Consider the following 20,816-nt stretch of genomic DNA (forward strand, 5'->3'; position numbering starts at 1 on the left):
CATCACGCGCATTGCCCAGAGGGGCTCGGGTTACGTATCCTCCCCTATCCGCTCCCGACCGAGGACAGATAGGGTAAGGGTTCATGTCAGTCAACGCCTGGCTCAAATCGCAACGACCGCTCGCCGGCAAGGCACTCCTGCTGACCGTTTGGCTCAACACGGCCAACGGTCTGCTGGCCATCAATCAGGCCTGGGCGCTGGCCGTGGTCCTGGATGCCGTCATCTTCAAGGACGCCGACCTGAGCGAGGTCCACCACTGGCTGTGGGGACTGCTGGCGCTCTTCGGCACGCGCGCGCTCATCGTCTGGCTCGCCGAGCGCTCGGCCTTCCAGGCCGCCGCCTCGGTGCGCGCCACACTGCGCGATCAGGTGCACCGTCATCTGCAACGGCTCGGGCCGACCTACCTCTCCGGCCAGCGCAGCGGCGCCCTGGTCGAGACCCTGACCAAGGGCATCGACGACCTGGAGGGCTATTACGCCCGCTTCGTCCCGGCCATGACGCTGGTGATGATCCTGCCCCTGGCCATCCTCACCGCCGTGATGCCGATGGACTGGCTCGCCGGGCTGGTGCTGCTGTTCACGGCGCCGTTGATCCCGCTGTTCATGATCCTGATCGGCTCGGGGGCCCAGGCACGTAATCAGCGCCAGTGGAAACAGCTCGCGCGCATGAGCGCGCACTTCCTCGACGTCATCCAGGGGCTGACCACGCTCAAGCTCTTCGGCGCCAGCCGGCGCGAGGTCGCTGTCATCGCGCGCATCTCCGACGACTATCGCCACAGCACCATGCAGGTGCTGCGCGTGGCCTTTCTGTCCTCGGCGGTGCTGGAGTTCTTCGCCAGCGTCGGCATCGCCATCGTCGCGGTCCTGATCGGCTTCCGGCTCTATGGTCTGGCGGTGCCGGTGCCGGCCTGGATCCCCATCCCCGAGATCACCTATCTGCAAGGGCTGTTCGTGCTGATGCTCGCCCCCGAGTTCTATGCGCCGCTGCGCAATCTGGGCACCCAGTATCATGCGCGTATGGGCGCGGTGGCCGCCGCCGAACAGTTGATCCAGGTGCTGGACGCCGAGCCGACCCGCATCGATCCGGGCACCGAGCCGCTGGCCGCCGCCCGTCCGCTCGGTGTGCGCTTCGAGGACGTGCATTTCAGTTATGAGCCTGGACGCGAGGCGCTCCAGGGTCTCAACTTCGACATCCCGCCGGGGCAACGCATTGCGCTGGTCGGCACCAGCGGCGCGGGCAAGACCACGGTGGTCAATCTGCTGCTCGGGTTCCTGGTTCCGACCGGAGGACGCATCCTGATCGGCGAACAGGCGCTCGCCGGGATCGATCTGGAGGACTGGCGCCGTCATCTGGCCTGGGTGCCGCAGCAGCCGCGCCTGTTCCAGGGCAGCATCGCCGACAACATCCGACTCGGGCGTCCCGAGGCCGAGCCGGACGCCGTGCGCGAGGCGGCCCGGCGCGCACGGGCGGCTGAATTCATCGACGCCCTGCCGCTGGGCTATGACAGCCCGGTCGGCGAGCGCGGCGCGGGACTCTCGGGCGGGCAGATCCAGCGCATCGCCCTGGCCCGCGCCTTTCTGCGCGATGCCCCGCTGGTGATCCTCGACGAGGCCACGGCCAACCTCGACCCCGAGAGCGAGCGTCTGGTCCAGGAAGGCATCGACGAGTTGGCGCTCGACCGCACCCTGCTGGTGATCGCGCACCGGCTCAATACGGTACGCCGCGCCGATCGCATCCTGGTACTCGACCAGGGGCGGATCGTCGAACAGGGAACACATGATGAACTGGCCGGCACCGGCGGACTCTATGCGCGGATGATCGCCGCCCACGGCCCGCGCGCACATGAGGGTGAGCAGGCATGAACGAACTGCGCCGCTTGTGGCAACTCTTCCGGCCGTATCGAGTCTGGATGCTGGTCGGCACCCTGGCTGCCATCCTGACCCTGCTGGCCAATGTGACGCTCATAGCCGCCGCCGGCTGGTTCCTGACCGCGATGGCCGCTGCCGGCGCGGCGGGCGTGGCCATGAACTATTTCACCCCGGCGGCGCTGATCCGGGGCAGTGCCATGATCCGCACCGCCGGACGCTATGGCGAGCGGCTCGTCAACCATGAGGCGACCTTCCGGCTGATCGCCAGTCTGCGCGTCTGGTTCTATCAGCATCTCGAACCGCTCGCCCCGGCGCGGCTCCAGCAGTATCACAGCGGCGATCTGCTGAGCCGCATCCGCGCCGACATCGACGCGCTCGACAATCTCTATGTGCGGGTGCTGGTGCCGGTCGCGGTGGCCAATGTCAGTATCGTGCTGTTCACGATATTTCTGCTCTTCTACCATCCACTGCTGGCGCTCTCCGGCCTGACCTTTCTGGTACTGGCCGGGGTGGGACTGCCGATCTGGTCTCAGGCACGCGGCCTGGTCCCTGGACGGCGCATCGCCGAGGACGAGGCGGCCTTGCGCACGGCGGTCATCGATGGTGTCCAGGGTCTGGCCGAACTCACGCTCTATGGAGCCGCCGAGCGTCAGGCCCAGCATATCGACAGTCTGAGCCGACGTCTGATCGCCGATCAGACCCGTCTCTCCAGCGATCATGGCCTGACTCAGGCCGCCGTCGGACTCTGCGCCAGCCTGAGCCTGTGGGTGCTGCTGTGGATCGCCATCCCGCTGGTCGACGACGGACGGCTCATGCCGCCGCAACTGGCGATGCTGGCGCTCTTTACGCTCGCCAGCTTCGAAGCCGTCGCCCCCCTGCCCCAGGCGTTCCAGATGCTCGGGCGCACCCTGGCCGCCGCGCACCGGCTGTTCGCCATCGTCGACACTGAGCCGGCCGTCGCCGAACCGAGCACCCCCTCGCCCCGGCCCGAACGCTTCGATATCGAGTTCGCGGATGTGCGCTTCAGCTACCCGGACACGCCACGCCCGGCCGTCTCAGGCATCCGGCTCCAGGTGCCCCAAGGCACGCGCGCGGCGGTGATCGGCGCGACCGGCTCGGGCAAGAGCACGCTGTTCAATCTGCTGCTGCGCTTCTGGGCGCCGGATTCGGGCAGCATCCGCGTCGGCGGTCACGACATCCTGGACTTCCATGGCGACGACCTGCGCCGCCACATCGCCGTGGTCAGTCAGCACACCCATCTGTTCGACGCCACCATCCGCGAGAATCTGCTGATCGCCAACCCGGACGCTCCGCAGGCGGCGATCGAAGCAGCCTGCCGCGTGGCCCAGATCCACGACTTCATCGCCGAACTGCCCGAGGGTTATGACACCTGGGTCGGCGAGACCGGCGTGCGACTCTCGGGCGGTCAGGGACGGCGGATCGCCGTGGCGCGCGCCCTGCTCAAGGACGCGCCCATCCTGCTGCTCGACGAGCCGACCGAGGGTTTGGACGCCGCCACCGAGCGCGATCTGATGCAGGCGCTCGATACCCTCATGGTCGGACGCACCGTGCTGCTCATCACCCATCGTCCGGCCGGACTGGACTGGGTCGATCAGGTCCTGGTGCTCGATCAGGGACGCGAGCTGGCGCGCGGTGATGTCTCGGTCGTTCCGCAGGCGATGCAGGCCGCCCTGCTACCGTTGCGTGCCGAAGCCGAGACGCGCTGAGTTTCGAGGCTAGAACACACTCGGATCACGACGACGGACGGGACGCGCCGCCTGTGCCTCGGGCGGTCGCCGTCGCGGCTCGGGCGTCTGGCGGAAGAACTCGACCAGCCCCACGATCAGACAGGTCAGCGACACGCCGAGTCCGAGCGCGGAGTACACCGCCATGTGCAGCAACTGGGCCTTCCACGCCTGGATCTGAGGCCAGTTGTTGAGACGCACCCGGACCATCTCGGGAGTGACGAAATAGGCCAGCCCCTCCGATCCCAGCGCCGTTAGCGAGTTACGCGCCAAATGGTCGGCAAGCGGCTCATTGTCGAGCAAGAGTTGAAAGTTCCCGCTGGTCTGCTCAAGCGGCAGGGCCATTTCGATGGGCGTCCATTCGACCTGGGGCGCGCCCCAGATGGCACGGCCATAGTCCAGGCCGAACTGAGTCCCGGCGATCGGGGTGCCCACCAACCCGATGATCATCAACAGATTCATCTTACGTTTCATCAGTCTTGCGCGAAAAACCGCTCCGTTCAGATGGTAAATCGCCGCCGGAACGCGCCAGCGGCTCGATGGCTCGGTACAATGGTCCACTTTTTTGTGCACTCATGGAACCATCATGGCGAAATATCACATCTACGGCATCGGCAATGCCTTGGTCGACATGGAATACGAAGTCACGCCCGAGGATCTGGGCATCCTCGGCATCGACAAGGGCGTCATGACCCTGGTCGACGAACACCAGCAGCTCAGCATCATGGAGCATCTCAAGTCGCACCATCCTCAGCGCGGCTCGGGCGGCTCGGCCGCCAACTCCATCATCGCCTTCAGCCAGTTCGGCGGGAAGGGTTTCTATTCCTGCAAGGTCGCCGACGACGAGCTGGGCCACTTCTACATGAAGGATCTGATCGAGGGCGGCGTGGACACCAATCACCATACCGAGAAGGATCAGGGCCACACCGGGCGCTGCGTGGTGCTGGTGACGCCGGACAGCGATCGCACCATGTGCACCTTCCTGGGCGTGAGCGGCAACCTCTCGACCCAGGAGCTGGTCGAGGAGGCACTGTGCGATTCGGACTGGTTCTATACCGAAGGCTATCTGGTCACATCCGACTCGGCGCGCGCGGCTTCGATCGAGGCCAAGCGGATCGCCGAGGCGGCGGGCGTCAAGACCGCCATCTCGCTGTCGGACCCCAACATGGTCAAGTTCTTCAAGCCCGGACTGCTGGAGATGATCGGCTCGGGCGTGGATCTACTGTTCGCCAACGAGTTCGAGGCCATGGGCATGGCCGGCTCGGACGATCTGCATCAGGCGGTCGATTATCTCAAGACCATCGCGCGCCACTTCGCCATCACCCGCGGTCCCAAGGGGGCGCTGGTCTGGGACGGTCGGGCGCTGATCGAGATCGACCCTGTCAGAGTCGAGCCCGTGGACACGGTCGGTGCGGGGGATATGTTCGCGGGCGCCTTCCTCTACGGGCTGAGCCAGGGCTGGAGCCACCAGCGCGCGGGCGATCTTGCCTCGGCCGCCTCTGCCAGACTGGTGACGACGCTCGGGCCGCGCCTCCCGACCGAAGAGACCCTGTCCATCCTGAAGGCCTTCTGAGCTGCGCCGGTGCGGTCGATCCGGTCGCGAAACTGCGACCGAGTCGACACACTGCGCGATCGAATAAAGCTAGCATTACGATCAGGTATCCATGTCCCGGTCATGGGTTCCAGCCCCGTCACGCATGGCAACCGGCTGGAGTCCACATGACAGGAGTAATCCAATGCTCAGCTTCGACGCCCAATCCATCCCTTCGCCGCTCGCCATCCGCGAGTGCGCGCGGCCGCGCTTCGACACGGATCTGGAGGCGCTGAAGGACTGGCTGGCCGGACTCAGGACGCGCGGCGGACGTCAGGCCGGTCCCGCGCTCGTCCTGGCGCTGGAGAGTCTGCGCAAGGCTGAGCTGTCGGCCAGCCGCCGCCTCAGCATCCTGTCGCTGCTGAAGGTTCCAGTGCTCAAGACCTGTGCCGGACTGCCCAAGCCCTATACGGACGAGGCGGGCGAAACCGACGGCGCCCGCGGTCTCACCATGGAGCAGCGGCTCGGACGCCTGATGTTCGTCAACCTCGATCGTGCGCTGCACCAGCTCGACAAGGAGCATCCGGTCCCGAACGAACGCCGGCAACACCAGCGCCTGTGGCTGATCCGCAATCTGTTCCGCTTCGCCAACCGCCAGATCCGCTATGCGATCCTATGGAAGAAGACGCCGCCGGCGGGCACCTGGCGCGATCTGCACGAGCTGCATCTCTACCTGACCTCGCGCCGGCCCACTTCACTCTGGGATCTCGACGAACGGCCGGAGACCATCGGCGAATTCGATCATGAGATCGAGTACAAGACCCTGCTGCTGCTGGGTCTGGCCGCCAAGCTCAAGGACTCGGCGCCTCAGAGCGAATACTTCATGGACGGACTGCCGGCCTGGGCGGTCCAGACCCGACTGGAGGATCCGCATACCATGCTGGGTCGTCTGCGCCTGTTCATCGTCGAGGTCTCGGCCGACGAGCCGCCGCGCCAGCTCATGGGCAGTCTGGACACGGCCTTTCGCGGCTGGGTACTGCGACCACCCTACCCCTATATCCATGAACTCGAAAGCGGCCCGTTCGGAGCGAGCGTCTTCGGTGGACGGCCGCTCGGGCTCGAAAGTCTTTGAATCACATGAAACTACTCGCCATCGACACCTCGAACGAAACCTGTTCAGCCGCGCTCCTCGTCGACCAGGGCGTCGTTCAGGAACTCACCCTTGCCCCCCGCCGCCATGGCGAACTCATCCTCGGCATGATGCAGCGCCTGTTGGAACAGGCAGGCCTGGAGCTACGCACTCTGGATGCCCTGGCCTTCGGCTGTGGTCCGGGCTCCTTCACCGGCATCCGCATCGCGACCTCGGTCATCCAGGGCGCCGCCTTTGGGGCCGAGTTGCCCGTGGTGCCGGTCTCCACGCTCGCGGCCATGGCCCAGGGCCAGTTCAGGCGCGAGGGGCAGCGTCGGCTGCTGACCGCGCTGGACGCGCGCATGGACGAAGTCTACTGGGGCTGCTACGAGATCGGCGCGCGCGATCTGGCCGAGCTGTGCTGCGCCGAGCAGGTCTGCGCACCCGATCGGGTCACGCGGCCCACGGGCGACGGCTGGCAAGGTGTGGGGCCAGGCTGGGGCGTGCATGGTGAGGTGCTGACAGAGCGGCTCGGGCCGGCCCTGAGCGGGACGAATCCCGATGGGGTCTGCGAGGCCCAGGACATCGCGCTCCTGGCCGCCGCCGAGCTGACGGCCGGGCGCTGGGTTCCGGCCGAGCAGGCGCTTCCGGTCTATCTGCGCGACCGGGTCACACAGGCGCCCGCCTAGGATGCCTCAGGAGCGTCCCTGGACGATGGGATGGTCGTGTCGGCAGTGACGTCTCAGACAACTGACGACATAGTGCAGCAGGGTCGCTCCGACCACGATGAAGGCGATCAGCGTCACAAGGAGGCGCTGCCAGGGTTCGATCGCTGAGAGGCCCAGGATCAGCCAGGTCAGAAAGGCGATGACGCTGGTGATGGTCAGGATCATGGCGAACGGCCAGAGCGGGCGGTCGCATTTGGGGCAGAGATTCATCCGGATACGGCTCCATTGGGCGAAAAGTCGGCCGCCACGGACAACCCCATGACCGGGACGTGCGGCGCGACGAAACGAGCGACGTCCGATCGCCCAGGAACCAGCAGTCTGAACCCTAAACCGATGCGAACACATTGAAATCAGTCAATTGACGGCCATCGATGCAGCCTACGCTGAACCCGCGTCATACACTCTTCGAACTACTGGCCGTCGCGCTCGACGCCGTCTCCGGCACGCGCTCGGTGCAACGTGCGCTCAGTACGCGCCCGATCACGGGGCCGGTCTGGATCGCGGCCATCGGCAAGGCAGCCGAATCCATGACCCTGGGCGCACTCGACGTACTCGGCGATGCCTGCCGGGGCGGGATGCTCGTCACCAAGCCCGGACATGCCGATCCGGGGCGTTTGCTAGGGCTGGGCATCGAGATCCATTTCGGCGGCCATCCGCTGCCGGATGCCGGCAGTCTCGCGGCCGGCGAACGTCTTCTGGCGAGCCTCGACCGGCTACCCGCTGAAACCCGACTCCTGTTCCTACTCTCCGGCGGCGCCTCGGCGCTGATCGAGGCGCCGGTCAGCGGCCTGGGACTGGCCGAACTGCGCGCCATCAATGCCTGGTTGCTCGGTAGCGGACTGCCGATCGGCCGCATGAATCGCGTGCGTCAGTCGGTCTCGCGTCTCAAGGCGGGCGGGTTGCTGCGGCACCTCGGTGGGCGGCCCATCCGGCAACTGGCCATCTCGGACGTACCGGGTGATACGCCGGGCGTCATCGGTTCGGGACCGCTGGCGCCCGTGCCGGATCTGGCCGATCAGGTCGGGCGACTCGTTCTACCGGATTGGTTGGCGGGCTGGGTCGCGCGCGGACTCGCCGAGCGCGGTACTTTACCGGAGTACGGTCCCGAGATGGAACTGGTCGCTACGTTGTCGATGGCCAAGGCGGCGGTTGCCAAGGCCGCCGAGTCCAAGGGGTGGCGCGTCCGGCTGCATCCGGATCTCATCCAGGGTGACGCCGCCGGCCAGGGCCGCGCGCTCGCCCGGACGCTCATCGACGGCGCACCGGGTCTGCATGTCTGGGGCGGTGAGACGACCATCCGGCTCCCTGAACACCCCGGACGCGGTGGTCGCAATCAGCATCTGGCGCTGGCGGCCGCGATCGAGCTGGCGGGACGCAATGACGTCTGGCTTCTGAGTGCCGGTACCGATGGCAGCGATGGACCGACCGAGGACGCTGGAGCCTTGGTCGATGGCGGAACGCTGGAGCGGGCCGAACTCGGTGGCATCGAGCTCGATGCCCGCACCTGTCTGGCGCGAGCCGACTCCGGGCGCTTCCTGGAGGCGAGCGGGGATCTCATCCGCACTGGGCCGACCGGAACCAATGTCATGGATCTGATCTTCGGCTACAAGGCCCCGTCGCCGCTCTGAACCCGATGACCCGACTCGCTCAGTCGCGGCGCGCCAGATAGCCGAGCTGATCGACCCCGAAATGCGTCGGCGTCAGTCCGAGACGTGCAAAGCCGTCGTTCTCGGTGCAGACATTGCCTTCCATCAGCATCTGGATCTGATCACGCGAGATGGGGAACCAGGGGAAGCGGTCGAGGAGACCGGCCGCCGCCTTGATCGCCAGCGCCGGGGCCGGAACCATCATCTTGGTGCGCCCCGAGGCCGCCGCGATGGTGGCCAGGATCGCCTTCCAGCTCAGCCGCTCGGGACCGCACAGCGAATAGGTCTGGGACTCGGTACGCGATTCGCTGAGCGCCAGCACGAAGGCAGCGGCGACGTCCTCGATGCTGACCGGCGCCAGCTCGAAGAGTCCGGCCTTGGTCGGGAGCAGACCGGCGTGGAACAGCGGCGCCGGCAGCGGACTGTCGATAATGTCCTTCTTGAGCTGCGAACAGAACTCCATCCGCCCCTCGGCATCGCCGAAGATCACCGACGGACGGAAGATCGTCCAGCGCAATCCCGACTCCTTGAGCGCCTGCTCGGCCCGGTACTTGGTGCGCTGATAGGCGGTGCCGTCGGCACGGATGCCGTTGGCGCTCATCAGAACGAAGCGCCCGACACAGTTCTCCTGCGCAGCGGCGATGGTGTCGACCACGCCCTGATACTGGAGCGCCTCGAAGGTGATGCCCTGAGCGGGAAACTCGCGCAGGATGCCGATCAGATAGATGACCGCGTCACAGCCGCGCACGCACTCCACCAGCGAGGGCAGATCGGTCACATCGCCGTGGACGATCTCGCACGACTCGGGACGCTCGACCTTGGGCTCGCTGCCCGGACGCACCAGCAGTCGCGGCACATGGCCGGCCGCCAGCAGATGACGTGTGATGTGCAGACCGACGAATCCGGTCCCGCCGATGATCGCAACCTTCATTGGAGGCTCTCCTCTGTTTGAATCCAGTCCGCGCCGGCGTCGAATGGATGGACGAGCGCCGGACCACGCATGGCCGAATGCCCACTAGATGGGTGCGGAGACCTGTCGCTCAAGATCGGCGTCGGTGCGATCGCAGGCGTCAACGGGTTGCGACTTGAGCACTGGCAGCGCGCACGGCGACCGTCTTGGGTGCGGGCGCGAGATCGAGGACACTCTGACGGCGCAGACGGCGCACATTGCGGCGGGCGGTGGTGAAAACCTCACTGATAGCCTCGGAGGCCACCTTGCGCGCCTCACGCACCACCACCTGACGACCGGCGCCGAGCTTGGCGCTCAGTTCGCAGCGCACGCGATGACCGTGCAACTGGTCGAACTCTTCCTGAACATTGACCTGGGCCTCGATCGGCTCGCCGGGGAAGCGATCCGTGAGTTTACGGGCTTCCGTTTCGATCTGACGACGGATAGCGGCGTCCAGCGCCAGCATATCGCCGCCTATCTTTAGGACCATACGTGACATTCTCCATGGACTCGGTCGCCGGTCTGGGCGCGTGTGATCGCGACGACGGGGATCGAGCGGATTGACTCTGAGGGCAAGCGCCTCGTCGATTGAACACGTCGCTGAAGTGTCTCTGGAGGCAAGGGGGGCACGGCATGAGACGCGCGACGGCAGGCGGATCATGGCGTCCGAGCGCGCGAAATGCAAGACCGAATCACTCGAAGAGGTTGCGATAGGCGCGTGCGAAGTGCTTGTAAGCGTCCCAACCGTCCTTGTCCATGACCTGATCGATGACCCAGCGATTCTCCTCCGACTCGCCCATGATGGACTGGATCTCATGGCCGAGATGACGCAGGAAGGCGTAGCTGGGGCCGTCGTCGGCGAACTGGAACTCGGCATACTCGCCGGAGCGGGTGTCGAGTAGGGCGATGAAGGGTGCGCCGTAGTCGCCTGGGCCGAGCAGATCCTGGCTGTTGTCCTGGACATGACCGAAGAGCTTCTTGGCGAATTCGACGATGAGGGTGCGCCGGTCGGCTTCGTCCAGATCGGCGTGCGCCAGACGGTCGGCGATCTGGACCAGGAACACCAGATATTCCTGGATCACGGCCAGACGCTGGACGTCGTCGCGATAGACGAAGCGCTCACAGTGCAGGTTGATTGTCTTGTCGAGCGCGATGCGCCAGGCGATGTAGGCCAAGGCGCTGGCGATCTCGGGCAGCGAGCGCTCGCGTTCGTCGTCCTTCCAGTGACTCTTGATGCGTAATGCCATGAATCGATTCCAATATGAGTAGAGCGTTTCGAGGGTTGGACGGTTCAGCGGCAGGGCGCGAAGAAGGGGTTGGTCAGGGCCTCGCGACACTGGGCGCCGACGGACGATTCGGCCTGGATCTCGGCCTCCAGGGGTAGGGATTCGGCGGACATCTTCAGCAGCTCGCGCGCCAGCCGGCATGGCTCGCTGCCGGCACAGGCCGCACTCTCACCCTCGCCTTCGCCGCAGACGCGCCGGACCAGTTCGCGGCAGGTCTCGGACTCGCGTTCCGTCACGTCCGTTCGGCGTGGCGGCGCTTCGTTCCAGGTCTTCAGCATGTCGGGATTCGGCACCGCCACGCCGTCGCGCACGATGACGACCGAGCCGTCCTCCAGGCGATGCACACCATCCCAAAGTGGGGTGCGTCGGCCGTCCTCCAAGCGCCAGGCGCGATGGGTGGAGGCATCGACCTCGACGCCGGAGCCATCCGACAGCCGGGCGTTCCAGTCGTCGGCCTGGGTCGGCAGGCTCAGGCTCAACCAACACACGGATAAAATCCAGATGATCGGCATTGGCGACCTCACCCCTTGATGCAGACCAGTTGTTTGAGGGTATGCACGACTTCGACCAGATCGGCCTGATTGGCCATGACCTGATCGATGTCCTTGTAGGCGCCGGGGATCTCGTCGAGTACGCCCTTGTCCTTGCGGCAGATGACGCCTTGGGTCTGGGCCTCCAGATCAGCCGCCGTGAACTGCTTCTCGGCGGCGGTGCGGCTCATGCGCCGCCCGGCGCCGTGGGCGCTGGAACAGAAGCTCTCGGGATTCCCCTTGCCGCGCACGATGTAGCTGCGCGCGCCCATGCTGCCCGGCACGATCCCCAGTTCGCCTTCACGCGCCCGGATCGCGCCCTTGCGCGTCACCCAGACATTGGCCCCGAAGTGATGTTCGCGCTCGACATAGTTGTGGTGGCAGTCGATGACCGCGTCGGTCAGCTCGAAGGCCGGCAGATGCCGTTCGAGCGCGGCCAGCACCAGGAGCATCATCTGTTCGCGATTGGCGCGCGCATAGGCCTGCGCCCAGGACACGGCGGCGACATAGTCGTCGAAGTACTGGGTGCCCTCGGGGAAGTAGGCGAGATCGCGGTCGGGGAGCTGGATCATCCAGCGCTGCATCTCGCGCCGTGCCAGATCGATGAAATAGGTGCCCATGGCGTTGCCGATGCCGCGACTGCCCGAGTGCAGCATGACCCAGATCCGATCGTCCTCATCGCGGCAGACCTCGATGAAGTGATTGCCGCTACCGAGCGTGCCGAGCTGGTTGACCCAGTTGTCGAAGCGCTTGAACGCCTTGCGCAGTTGGGGATGCTTGTCGGTCAGCGCCGCCAGAGGGTCGGCGAAGGGTTCGGCGGCCTGGGTGCGGGCGCGGTCGTCGCGGTGCTGATCGCGTCCGACCGGCACGTCGCGGCTGATCTGGTCGAAGACGCGCTTGAGTGCCGAGGGGTCGAGCCGATCGGCCGTCAGCGAGGTGCGCGCCGCCGCCATGCCGCAGCCGATATCCACGCCGACGGCCGCCGGGATGATGGCCTTGTCGGTGGCGATCACGCTGCCGATGGTGGCGCCCATGCCGGCATGGACATCGGGCATGGCGGCGATATGACGGTGGATGAACGGCAATGTGGAGAGGTTGACCAACTGCTCGCGCGAGAGCGCGTCCAGCTCGTCGGTCCAGACCTTGATCGGCTTGTCGCCGTCGGTGATGACTTGCTTGATGGTCATGTCGGTTCTTGTGCTCGAAGCGACGGAAGTGGGACTGTATGGCTTCACGGCCTTGAGCAGCGGCGGACTCAGGCCGGCTCTGAGGAAAAGTATAACGCGCCGATTCACGACACCCTGTCGCGCTTCGCCCGTGCCTGTCACAATCCAACCATGCTCCAGATCACGCCCACAGTGTTCATCCCCGATGCCGAGTTGTCCGAGCGTTTCATCCGCGCGCCCGGACCCGGCGGTCAGAACGTCAACAAGGTTGCGAGCGCCGTGCAACTGCGCTTCGATGCCGCCGGCTCATCGGCCTTGCCCGAGGACGTCCGCCGCCGTCTGGTGCAGTTGGCGGGACGGCGCGCGGATCAGGACGGCGTCATCACCATCGAGGCCCATCGCTTCCGCGAACGCGAGCGCAATCGTGAGGATGCGCGCGAGCGGCTGGCCGGTCTGATCCGTCAGGCGCTCCACCGTCCCAAGCGGCGTATCGCCACCAAGCCGACCCGGGCCTCGCGCGAACGGCGGCTCCAAGCCAAGCAGGTGCAGAGTCGGCTCAAGCAGCAGCGGCGTCGACCGTCGGATGACTGATGCTTGAGGCGTTGGTCGATGCGCGCCTCAGTACGGCGGCCCCAGACGCCGGAAGCCATGGGCCAGCACCACCAGCAGGAAGAACGCATTGCGGATCAGCACTGCGGGCACGAACAGCGGTAGCGGTCGCACCGTTGCTCCTGGTGTCCGGCTCTCGGCCAGACGCTCGCCGAGCCGTTCCAGCCAGACGACCGAGCGCGGCCACTCGATCACCCCGTTGAGCCAGTCGCCGGGAATCCCCTCCCGCCCCACGGACGCGCCGAGAATCCCTCCGACGATCGCGGCCGTCGAGTCGGCATCGCCGCCGCAGCGGATGACGGCCACGACGGCCGCCCGGTAATCGCGCGGATGCGACAACCAGGCGTGCAGGGCCACCGGCACCGTATGACAGACATAGCCCGAGACGCCGCGCGCCAATCCCAGACTTTGAGCAAAGGCTTCGGTCGACTCGCCCTGGCTGACCGAATCGACGGTGCGTTCGATCAGGGTCGTGAGCGTCTGACCCTCGGTGCCGAGTGACGTGCGCACCTCGGCGAGATAGCGTGCCGGGTCGACTGGACCCGCGCTGGCCATCCGTGCCGCCCAGGCCACGGCCCAGGCTCCCTGCTCGGCCAGGGGATCGGTATGGGTCAGACGGGCGCTGGCGCGAACCAGGGCGCGCAGTGATTCAGGATCGGCGATCGTCACGCCCTGGATGGCCGCGCGCATGGCCGGACCATTGCCCGCCGAATAGACCCCGCTGCGCTCGGGGCGAATCCCGATCCAGAGACGCAGGATCGCCCGCAGTGTGGCCCAGCCGACACCGGCCGGCAGCCCCAGAAACCACCAGCGCAACCGCCAGGCCAGTGAGCGGCGGAAGCGTTCCGGGTCGCCGCCGCTGGCGATCAGGGCCTGCGCGACCATGGCCGTGTGCTCGGTATCGTCCGATACCAGGCCCCAGCGCCCGAGCAGTCGCTGACGCTCCGGTGGGCCGAGCAATCGCGCGGCGCGTCGGGGCGACAATCCCTCGTAGGGCAGGCCCAGTGCATCGCCAACGGCTGTGCCGAGCAAGCAGCCGACGATAGCCTTGCAATCCGGGATGGATGGATCAGGCATGGCGGCCTCCAGAACGCTCGAACCAACGGCGGATCAGCCAGACAGCGGCTCCGAGGACGCTGCTGATCACACAGCCCCAAAACAGCGCCGACATCGGTATCGCTCCCAGCCAGCCATTGGCCGACGACCAGGGTGACAGTGGCTGCATGTCGGCGTGCATGAGACTGTCGAGCGCCACATGCGAGAGGGTTCCGCTCAAGGCGCCCAGCATGACTGATCCGCGTACCAGGATCGCCGGTCGAACCAGTCGGTCGAGACGGTAATAGGTCAGCTCTCGATTCCAGCGGCGCAGGATCGGACGTCCCAGCGGTGGCGTGATGGCGGCCACAGCCAGTCCGATGACCAGCGCGGCCGGATAGGTATGGGTGACGCCATGCAGGATCGGTGCACCGGAGATGAGTCCGATCAGTGGTTCGAGATCCATGGCCACTTGGGCCAGACCGAAGGCCAGCAGACTGAAGCGCTCGCCGAGTCCGGCCTTGAGAGCGATTCCCGGTCCCAGATGCAGGGGGGTGAACGGCATGGGTGCGCTCATGCTGAGTCAGTGCGGGTCCGGCCAGTTTAGCGCAAACCGCTACACACGGAACCGAGCTTCACCGAAGACTCCCGGACAGTCCGGGGCGGGACTCGACAGCTAGCCATGTCCTTGAAGGCCGCAAAAGTTGATGGTGCAGAAAGGGTATCGGCGGGACGAGCGAGCCGGATCAAATTCAATGAGCTTGCGACAGCAGGCTTTCATAGGGGATGCGCAGACCATCGTGCAGGCGTTTGATCATCCGCAGGCTCAGGGGTCGCTTGCGGTTCAAGACCTCCGAAACCCGACCGCTCGAACCGATATAGGGTTCCAGATCCTTTGCGGCCAACCCCTGCTGCTCCATGCGAAATTTGATCGCCTCGACCGGATCGGCCGGCCCGATTGGATAGTGCCGGTTCTCGTAGGCTTCGACCAAAGCGACCAGGATCTCCATTTCATCCGCTTCCGGCGATCCTTCGGGCGCCTGGAAAATGGCTTCGAGACGCTCGAAAGCGGTGCGCAGGTCGTCATCGTTCCGAATCGGCTTAATATTCATTGACGGTCTCCACATCGATTTCGTCATACCGTGCATGGGTACCGATGAACTTGACCCAGGCAATGCCGGCCCGGTACTGCATCTCCACAACGAGCCGGTACTTGTTGCCGCCGATATTGAAGACGACACGGTGATTGCCGCAGATGCTGGCATGGCGGTATTGGGCCTTGACATCCTGCGGTGAGATCCAGCGCGCCTGCACGGCTTCGTCGTACCAACTCTCCAGCGGCCCTTTTGCATCGGCGTACTGAGGTTGCTCCCAGAACTTTCTCAAGGTGCTCTTGGCAATGATACGCATAGGGTCACTTTACCTCCCATTACGGGAGGACAGCAAGAAAGTGAGGTATCTTGGGGGTGATAGGACATACCGGACGCCCTCAGGACACCGCCCGCAGGCGTGGCGGTGGCTGTAAATCGGGCATGGGGGCCTGTTGGACCGGGCGCTCGTAAGAGACGCGGACACTCTCGGCACCCAACAACTGGCGCAACTGCTTGAGCAGGGCATCGGCCGGACGAACGCGCCAGGCACTCCCCAGCATCAGCTCGCCCACAGCACCGGGGCGACGGTAGATCAGCCGGATCGGCACACTGGTCTCGCGCGCCGTATCGCGATGGGCGAGCAGCACGGCGCGCAGTTCCTCGACCCGCTCCAGTCCGCGCGCATGGACGGCCGGATCGGACAGATCCAGCGTCAGGAGCAGATGGTCGGCGGCGGTTGCGCGCGCTTCCTCGAAGGTGCGCACGCTGTCGGCGCGCAGCGACCAGGCGTCGCGGAACTCGTCGAAGTTGAGCGCGCCCGTGATGCTCAGGATCTGATCGGCGACCAGCAGATGACGCGCCTGTTCATAGAGTTCGGAGAAGACCGTGGCCTCGATGCGTCCGGTGCGATCGTCGAGCACCACCGAGCCCATACGTCCGCGCTGGGTCTTGCCATGTCGCACACCGACCACCAGACCGACGACGGTGCGTTTTTCGCGGTCGCGCCGGTCGCGGCGCCCGAGTTCGCGATCGGTCTCCAGCAAGCGGGCGATGCGCGCCCCGCCCATCGCCTTGAGTTCGTCCTCGTAGCGGTCGATCGGATGTCCGGTGAGATAGAGTCCGAGCGTCTCCTTTTCGCCCTGGAGACGCTGTTCGTCCTCCCAGTCGGCGAGGGTCTCACGGGCGAGTTGCGGGTCCGGCGTGGGCGGCCCGCTGGGTTCGAGCGCACCGAACAGGTCGACCTGACCGGCGGCACGGGTGCTGTGATACTGCTCAGCGGCCTTGAGCGCCAGCGGCAGATGAGCCATGAGCGTAGCGCGGTTGGGTCCGAGTTCGTCGAGCGCGCCGGCGCGGACCAGCGACTCCAGCACGCGGCGATTGACCCGTTGCAGGTCGATGCGTCCGCAGAAGTCCCAGAGGTCGCGGAAAGGACCGCCGGCACGACGGGCCTCCAGCATGGCCTCGATCGCCGACTCGCCCACGCCCTTGACCGCGCCCAGACCATAGACCACGGTCTTGTCGTCAGCGATGGTGAAGTGATAGTCGGAGCGATTGATGGCCGGCGGCTCGACCCTGAGCTTCATCGTCCGGCATTCGTCGATCAGGGTGACGACCTTGTCGGTGTTGTCCATGTCCGCCGAGAGCACGGCGGCCATGAAGGCAGCCGGATAGTGCGCCTTGAGCCAGAGGGTTTGGTAGCTGACTAGGGCGTAGGCGGCTGAGTGTGAGTTATGGACGATGATGTCGTCGGCGACGAAGTTATGAGTGTGGTCGACTTCCAGGTCATAGGTCATGGCCGCGCCATCGGGTTCGATGGCGACGATACGCTCCCAGAAGATCTCAGCATCGGCGGCCTGTCTCAGATCGTCGGCCCCGAAGAAATCAGCCAGCTTGCGGATCGTGGCGCGACGAAAGCCTCTTCTTGGCGCCCTATTCCTCTCTGAGCCATAAAATCCATTGATGCTAACAGTTACACCGCTACCACCAGCAACTTGACTCCAAGTCAAACCGCTGATGTCTTTATAGCGTCTGATCGTTTCGTTGATTTCAAACGGCAGCGTATCGATCGACTCGCGATCAGCGGGTGTCTGAGCTAGATAGTCACACAAATAATTGAGCTGAACATTTCGTCCGACCAGATGTGGACCGATGACCTGGACGAATGTCTCGATGCTGCGTCGACCGACAAGATAAAGCGTATATCCGATGCGTCCATCTTTATAGGGAAAGCGCTTTTCGGTCAGTCGGCTGACAATACCCAAGCGCAACAGCAGATGCTGAGTCTCGCTAGCTAGACGCTGTGAGGCGCTCGCTAAATAGGGAGTCATGTTGTTTCTAGAAGCGCCTGCGATATAGCCATCCCCAGACCAGAGCCGTCCGAGCAAGACGGCTAAACAAGCGTTGTCGAGGCGAAACACACCAGCGGGAAAATGCTTGTCCGGCGCCTTGTGACCGATCATCCCCAGCTCTTCGAGCCACAGACGCGCGCCCGAGCGCGACGTGAAACTATGACCACCGCCGACACGAATGCGCGTATCGCGCCCGGTTCCGACATAGACGCACCAGGTATCAGCCCGTTCCGGCCTGAGACGCACCGTGGGTTGCGTATCGGGAAAGGCGCTCGCAGCAGCCAGGAAATCGTCTCTGGCGACTTCATCCTTGTTGTAGAAATAGAAGCCGCTCGGATGACAGGTATTGCCCTCCGACAAGACCCAGCCCAGCGTGATGAGCTCGTGCTCGGGCCAGCGTTCCTGACCCTCGATCGGCAGCCGTGACGGTGAGGCAATGCGGTCGCCCTCCTTCAGCTCATCCAGACGCTTCCAGCCACTCGCCGTCAGGAGCGGATGATTGCCGGTCGCACGCAGCGTCTTGCCCAGCGAGGTTCTGAGCCGAAAGACCGGCTTGATGCCGTTCTCCATCACCTGGACCACCGAACTCCGGCCCATGCGGTGATCCGGCATCAGACTGGCGACCGAGGCGATACCGTTACGGTAGATCTCTTTGACCTTGCGGCGTTCACCGGTCGCCGGGTCGGCAACGAGCGTGTCACCAACGACACAGCGGTTGAAGCCGTAACCGGAGAAATACTCCATCAAATCAAATACATGCGACGCCAGCTGACCATCGATTCCACGCGCTAGCGCACCCTGCTCAAAGGTCTCGCGCTGCTTGGCCATCTCTTCGGGCTTTTTCTTGCCCATGGCTCTTCGAAGTAAGTCAGCTCCGCCCAAGGTATAGCCGCCCAACACCTGCGCAATCTGCATCACCTGCTCCTGATACAGAATGATGCCGTAGGTGGGCTTGAGGATCGGCTCCAGGTCCGGATGCGGATAGGCGACCTCGGCGCGTCCATGCTTGCGCTCGATGAAGTCGTCGACCATGCCCGATTGCAGCGGGCCGGGCCGAAACAGCGCCACCAGCGCCGTGATCTCATCGAAACAATCGGGCTGGAGCTTCTTGATCAGCTCCTTCATGCCGCGCGATTCGAGCTGGAACACCGCCGTCGTCTCGCAGCGCTTGAGCAGATCGAACGCCTCCTGATCGCGCGGATCGATGCGTTCGATGTCGAGCGGCGGTTCGCCCTTGGCCGCACGCCCGGCATTGATGGTCTTGAGCGCCCAGTCGATGATGGTGAGCGTGCGCAATCCCAGGAAGTCGAACTTGACCAGCCCGACCTGCTCCACATCGTCCTTGTCGTACTGCGTGACCAGATTCACCCCGCCCGGTTCGCAATAGAGCGGCGCGAAATCGGTTAGCACCGTGGGCGCGATCACCACGCCGCCCGCGTGCTTGCCGGCGTTGCGGGTCAGCCCCTCCAGCTTGCGCGCCATGTCGAGGATGGCCCGCACCTCCTCGTCTTGGTCATAGGCGCGTTTGAGATCCTCGCTCTCCTTGAGCGCCTTATCGAGCGTCATCCCCAGCTCGAAGGGCACCATCTTGGCGATCTTGTCGACGAAGCCGTAAGGATGCCCCATGACGCGCCCGACATCGCGCACCACCGCCTTGGCCGCCATGGTGCCGAAGGTGATGATCTGCGACACCGCCTCGCGCCCGTACTTGCGCGCCACATAGTCGATGACCCGATCGCGCCCTTCCATGCAGAAGTCGATATCGAAGTCGGGCATGGACACGCGCTCGGGGTTCAGAAAACGCTCGAACAGCAGCTCATGCTCGATCGGGTCGAGATCCGTGATCTTGAGCGCATAGGCGACCAGCGAGCCGGCGCCCGAACCGCGCCCCGGCCCGACCGGGATGCCGTTGTCCTTGGCCCACTGGATGAAGTCGGCCACGATCAGGAAGTAGCCGGGAAAGCCCATCTGGATGATGACGGCAAGCTCGGTTTCGAGCCGCTCCTCGTAGACCCGACACCGCTCGGCATACTCAGGCGCGGCGCGATCGAGAATCCGCTCCAACCGCCATTCCAGCCCCCGGCGCGACTGCTCGGCGAAGAAGCTGTCGGTGGTCATGCCCTCGGGCACCGGGAACACCGGCAGATAATTCTTCCCCAGCCGGAGTTCGAGATTGCAGCGCTTGGCGATCTCGACCGTGTTCTCCAGCGCCTCGGGCAGATCGGCAAAGAGTTCAGCCATCTCCGCCGGGGTGCGCAGATACTGCTCCTCGCTGTAATCGCGCGGACGGCGCGGGTCGTCGAGCGTGCGGCCCTGATGGATGCAGACACGCGCCTCATGGGCCTCGAAGTCACCGGCCGCCAGGAATCTCACGTCGTTGGTCGCCACCACGGGCACGCCGCGCCGGATGGCCAGATCCACGCTCGCCTCGACCAGCTCGCCCTCCTGGGGGCGTCCGGTACGCATCAGCTCCAGGTAATAGCGATCCTCGAACACCGACAGCCAGGCATCGAGCCGCTGACCGGCGATCTCGGGTCGACCCTTGAGCAGCGCCTCGGCCACGTCGCCGCGCGGCCCGCCCGAGAGTGCGATCAAGCCCTGATGCGCCTCCAGCACCCAGTCACGCTCGACCTGCGCCACCCCCAGATGCTGCCCCTCGACGAACCCGCGCGAGATCAACCGCGTCAGGTTGCGATAGCCCGGCTCGTCCTGCGCCAGCAGCACCAGGCGATGCGGATGATTGGCGTCTTCCGGATTCCGCACCCAGAGATCCGCGCCCGCAATCGGCTTGACCCCAGCGCCCACGGCGGCCTTGTAGAAGCGCACCAGCGAGAACAGGTTGCCCTGATCGGTGACGGCGACCGCCGGCATCCCGGCCGCCGCGACCGCCTTGACCAGCGGCTTGATGCGCACCAGCCCATCGACCAGCGAATACTCGGAATGCAGATGCAGATGTACGAAGGTTGGGTCCACGGAAGTCCTGCGCGACGGCTGAGAAGGGGGGCGACCCCGAACGGGGGACGCTAGTCTAACGGCCGGACCCGCCCCTGTCCGAGACGGAAAAATCCATCGAAATCGGGTTTGGGATAGGTGTCTGACGGAGGGTCGCGGAAAGCCTCGCTAGATCCGTGACTTGGATTGGATCGGCTCCGAGC

The 20,816-nt window shown here is 65.2% G+C and carries 19 protein-coding genes and 1 pseudogene; 7 read left to right on the forward strand and 13 right to left on the reverse strand.

The window, feature by feature from the left end:
* The first annotated feature begins 83 nt into the window (after nucleotides 1–83).
* Entirely contained in the window at nucleotides 84–1,862 is a 1,779-nt protein-coding gene (cydD, locus tag HW932_RS05810; RefSeq protein ID WP_176975541.1) for a thiol reductant ABC exporter subunit CydD, read from the forward strand.
* A complete protein-coding gene (cydC, locus tag HW932_RS05815) occupies nucleotides 1,859–3,595 on the forward strand; it encodes a thiol reductant ABC exporter subunit CydC (protein WP_176975542.1) in 1,737 nt (578 codons plus the stop codon). Before cydD ends, cydC begins: the two co-directional genes overlap by 4 nt.
* A gap of 9 nt (nucleotides 3,596–3,604) precedes the next feature.
* Here cydC and HW932_RS05820 read toward each other — a convergent pair whose 3' ends face one another.
* Nucleotides 3,605–4,087, reverse strand: a complete 483-nt coding sequence (locus HW932_RS05820) for a hypothetical protein (protein WP_222932237.1) — start codon at nucleotides 4,085–4,087, stop codon at nucleotides 3,605–3,607.
* A gap of 112 nt (nucleotides 4,088–4,199) precedes the next feature.
* Between HW932_RS05820 and HW932_RS05825 the strand changes: the two genes are divergently transcribed.
* The 3 genes from HW932_RS05825 to tsaB all read left to right on the forward strand — a co-directional run bounded on the left by HW932_RS05825 (nucleotide 4,200) and on the right by tsaB (nucleotide 6,962).
* Nucleotides 4,200–5,186, forward strand: coding sequence for an adenosine kinase (locus HW932_RS05825; protein WP_176975544.1), 987 nt, complete (start codon nucleotides 4,200–4,202; stop codon nucleotides 5,184–5,186).
* Between the two features lie 163 nt (nucleotides 5,187–5,349).
* The gene (locus HW932_RS05830) at nucleotides 5,350–6,276 is read left to right on the forward strand and encodes a hypothetical protein (protein WP_176975545.1); all 927 of its coding nucleotides are present in this window, start codon (nucleotides 5,350–5,352) and stop codon (nucleotides 6,274–6,276) included.
* Nucleotides 6,277–6,281: 5 nt separating this feature from the next.
* Nucleotides 6,282–6,962, forward strand: coding sequence for a tRNA (adenosine(37)-N6)-threonylcarbamoyltransferase complex dimerization subunit type 1 TsaB (gene tsaB, locus HW932_RS05835; RefSeq protein ID WP_176975546.1), 681 nt, complete (start codon nucleotides 6,282–6,284; stop codon nucleotides 6,960–6,962).
* A gap of 6 nt (nucleotides 6,963–6,968) precedes the next feature.
* Here tsaB and HW932_RS05840 read toward each other — a convergent pair whose 3' ends face one another.
* Nucleotides 6,969–7,211 (reverse strand): hypothetical protein, encoded by a 243-nt coding sequence (locus HW932_RS05840; RefSeq protein WP_176975547.1) that lies wholly within the window; start codon nucleotides 7,209–7,211, stop codon nucleotides 6,969–6,971.
* 161 nt (nucleotides 7,212–7,372) lie between these two features.
* On the opposite strand from HW932_RS05840, the gene HW932_RS05845 reads away from it, so the two are divergent.
* Entirely contained in the window at nucleotides 7,373–8,629 is a 1,257-nt protein-coding gene (locus HW932_RS05845) for a glycerate kinase type-2 family protein (RefSeq protein ID WP_176975548.1), read from the forward strand.
* Nucleotides 8,630–8,648: 19 nt separating this feature from the next.
* Here HW932_RS05845 and HW932_RS05850 read toward each other — a convergent pair whose 3' ends face one another.
* The 5 genes from HW932_RS05850 to HW932_RS05870 all read right to left on the reverse strand — a co-directional run bounded on the left by HW932_RS05850 (nucleotide 8,649) and on the right by HW932_RS05870 (nucleotide 12,599).
* Entirely contained in the window at nucleotides 8,649–9,578 is a 930-nt protein-coding gene (locus HW932_RS05850; protein WP_176975549.1) for an SDR family oxidoreductase, read from the reverse strand.
* 139 nt (nucleotides 9,579–9,717) lie between these two features.
* Nucleotides 9,718–10,086, reverse strand: coding sequence for an HPF/RaiA family ribosome-associated protein (locus tag HW932_RS05855; protein ID WP_176975550.1), 369 nt, complete (start codon nucleotides 10,084–10,086; stop codon nucleotides 9,718–9,720).
* A gap of 202 nt (nucleotides 10,087–10,288) precedes the next feature.
* Nucleotides 10,289–10,843 (reverse strand): hypothetical protein, encoded by a 555-nt coding sequence (locus HW932_RS05860; RefSeq protein ID WP_176975551.1) that lies wholly within the window; start codon nucleotides 10,841–10,843, stop codon nucleotides 10,289–10,291.
* 44 nt (nucleotides 10,844–10,887) lie between these two features.
* Nucleotides 10,888–11,370, reverse strand: a complete 483-nt coding sequence (locus HW932_RS05865; RefSeq protein ID WP_176975552.1) for a hypothetical protein — start codon at nucleotides 11,368–11,370, stop codon at nucleotides 10,888–10,890.
* 32 nt (nucleotides 11,371–11,402) lie between these two features.
* Nucleotides 11,403–12,599, reverse strand: coding sequence for an RtcB family protein (locus HW932_RS05870; RefSeq protein WP_176975553.1), 1,197 nt, complete (start codon nucleotides 12,597–12,599; stop codon nucleotides 11,403–11,405).
* Nucleotides 12,600–12,749: 150 nt separating this feature from the next.
* Here HW932_RS05870 and arfB point away from each other — a divergent pair, with 150 nt between their 5' ends.
* Nucleotides 12,750–13,169, forward strand: a complete 420-nt coding sequence (arfB, locus tag HW932_RS05875; RefSeq protein WP_176975554.1) for an alternative ribosome rescue aminoacyl-tRNA hydrolase ArfB — start codon at nucleotides 12,750–12,752, stop codon at nucleotides 13,167–13,169.
* Nucleotides 13,170–13,196: 27 nt separating this feature from the next.
* Here arfB and HW932_RS05880 read toward each other — a convergent pair whose 3' ends face one another.
* The 6 genes and pseudogenes from HW932_RS05880 to dnaE form a co-directional block, all read right to left on the reverse strand.
* A complete protein-coding gene (locus HW932_RS05880) occupies nucleotides 13,197–14,264 on the reverse strand; it encodes an ADP-ribosylglycohydrolase family protein (RefSeq protein WP_176975555.1) in 1,068 nt (355 codons plus the stop codon).
* Complete coding sequence (locus HW932_RS05885; RefSeq protein ID WP_176975556.1) at nucleotides 14,257–14,787, reverse strand: metal-dependent hydrolase; 531 nt, start codon at nucleotides 14,785–14,787, stop codon at nucleotides 14,257–14,259. The genes HW932_RS05880 and HW932_RS05885 overlap by 8 nt, the downstream gene beginning before the upstream one ends.
* Nucleotides 14,788–14,974: 187 nt before the next feature.
* A complete protein-coding gene (locus tag HW932_RS05890; RefSeq protein WP_176975557.1) occupies nucleotides 14,975–15,334 on the reverse strand; it encodes a helix-turn-helix domain-containing protein in 360 nt (119 codons plus the stop codon).
* Nucleotides 15,324–15,632 carry a type II toxin-antitoxin system HigB family toxin gene (locus tag HW932_RS05895; RefSeq protein ID WP_176975558.1) on the reverse strand — a complete coding sequence of 103 codons (309 nt, stop codon included), beginning with the start codon at nucleotides 15,630–15,632 and terminating at the stop codon, nucleotides 15,324–15,326. Before HW932_RS05895 ends, HW932_RS05890 begins: the two co-directional genes overlap by 11 nt.
* 79 nt (nucleotides 15,633–15,711) lie before the next feature.
* Nucleotides 15,712–16,968: a helix-hairpin-helix domain-containing protein gene (locus HW932_RS22165; RefSeq protein WP_425485110.1), complete on the reverse strand. Its 1,257-nt coding sequence runs from the start codon at nucleotides 16,966–16,968 to the stop codon at nucleotides 15,712–15,714.
* A 75-nt stretch (nucleotides 16,969–17,043) separates the two neighbouring features.
* Nucleotides 17,044–20,634, reverse strand: a pseudogene (gene dnaE, locus HW932_RS05900) (DNA polymerase III subunit alpha); the annotation flags it as partial.
* Between the last annotated feature and the right edge of the window lie 182 nt (nucleotides 20,635–20,816).

Origin of the sequence: Allochromatium humboldtianum (genome assembly GCF_013385175.1) — a bacterium.
Classification (GTDB): domain Bacteria; phylum Pseudomonadota; class Gammaproteobacteria; order Chromatiales; family Chromatiaceae; genus Thermochromatium; species Thermochromatium humboldtianum.